The sequence below is a fragment of the Mycolicibacterium vinylchloridicum genome, from assembly GCF_013404075.1.
GTDB classification, from domain to species: Bacteria; Actinomycetota; Actinomycetes; order Mycobacteriales; family Mycobacteriaceae; genus Mycobacterium; species Mycobacterium vinylchloridicum.
Map to the genome: position 1 here is coordinate 1 of NZ_JACBJQ010000166.1, position 1,540 is coordinate 1,540.

The 1,540-nt window shown below is 65.5% G+C and carries 1 protein-coding gene and 1 pseudogene; both read right to left on the minus strand.

Annotated elements, in window-relative coordinates:
* Positions 1-925, minus strand: a 925-nt coding sequence (locus tag HPC46_RS34320) for an NADH-quinone oxidoreductase subunit M (RefSeq protein WP_179476428.1), incomplete at its 3' end; no start/stop codon positions are given.
* Positions 925-1,540, minus strand: a pseudogene (locus tag HPC46_RS34325) (NADH-quinone oxidoreductase subunit L); the annotation flags it as partial. The gene HPC46_RS34320 and the pseudogene HPC46_RS34325, both read right to left, overlap by 1 nt.

Genomic DNA, 1,540 nt, shown 5'->3' on the forward strand with positions numbered 1-1,540 from the left:
CCGCCAGCGCGATGATCACCGGACGGAAATAGGTTGCCGAGTCGGGAAACAACGGCAGACAGTAGCGCAGCATCCCGAACGTGCCGACCTTGTCCATCACCGCCATCATCAACACCGCCGACGCCGGCGTGGCTTCGGCGGCCGCCCCGGGCAGCCAGGTGTGCAACGGCCACAACGGAGCCTTGACCGCGAACGCGAACAGGAAGCCGAGAAACAGCGCGTTGGCGACAGCAGGGTTCAGAGTGAACGCCCCGGTCGCGACGGCGTCGGCGATGGCCCGGAAGTCGAACGTGCCGGCCTCGAACGCCGTGCTGCGCGCGGTCAGGACGTAGAGTCCGATGACCGCGGCCAGCATGGCAAGTCCGCCACAGAGGCTGTACACAAGAAATTTCAGTGCGGCGGCCGGAGCCGCGGAGCCGGCGACATTGGACTGGGTTCGGGTTCTTCCGCCGAACGCGCCGATGAGGAAGTACATCGGGATCAGCATGGCTTCGAAGAAGATGAAGAACAGCAGGATGTCCAGAGCGACGAGAGCCAGCAGCACCATGGCTTCCACCGCCAAGGTGAGCGCCAGGTACGCGCTGACCGAACGGGAGCGCTCGTCGGCGTCGTTCCAGCCTGCGATCAGAAGCAGCGGCATCAGGACGGCGGTGAGCACGACGAGCGCCAGGGCGATGCCGTCGAGGCCGAGGATGTAGCCGGTGCCGAATGACGGTATCCACGGGTGGTTTTCGACGAACTGAAACTGCTCTCCGGCCGGGTCGAACCGCGTGGCGATCACACCGGCGATGACGAGGACTCCGATCGCGACAGCGAGTCCGGTGAACTTCGCATACCGGGCTGCGGCGGCCGGAAGGATTGCGACCACACCGGCTCCGGCGAGAGGAAGCAGCCACAGCAGGCTCAGCCACGGAATGTGATCCATCACAACCTCACCATCACCATCATCGCGACCACCAGGGTGGCGCCCACGAAGATCGACAAGGCGTAGGAGCGGGCGAACCCGGTCTGCATGCGACGCAACGAATGTGACGCCATGGCAACCGCTGCGGCTACGCCGTCCACCGCCCCGTCGATGCTCCGTCGCTCGACCGCGACCAGACCCCTGGTCAACGCCCGGCCGGGCCGCATCAAGGCGGCCTCGTTCACGGCATCGCCGTAGAGATCATTGCGCGCGGCCACCGTTGTAGCCGAAACCCATTCGGAGGCAACCTGGTTGATGGGTCGAGCGAGATACATCCGCACTGCCACCGCGATGCCGATGGCGACGACGCCGAGTGCGGTGACGGTGGTGATCCAGGTGGGGATGAGGTGGTGGGTTTCGTGGGTGCCGGTGACGGGTTCGAGCCAGTGTTGCAGGGTGTTGCCGATGGCTAGGAGGGCGCCGGCGCCGATGGAGCCGATCGCGAGGATGATCATCGGTGCGGTCATGGTGGCCGGGGATTCGTGGGGGTGGGTGGCTTCTTCCTTCTCAGTCCACCGCGCTCTGCCGAAGAACGTCAGCAGCATGACGCGGGTCATGTAGAAGGCGGTGATGCCC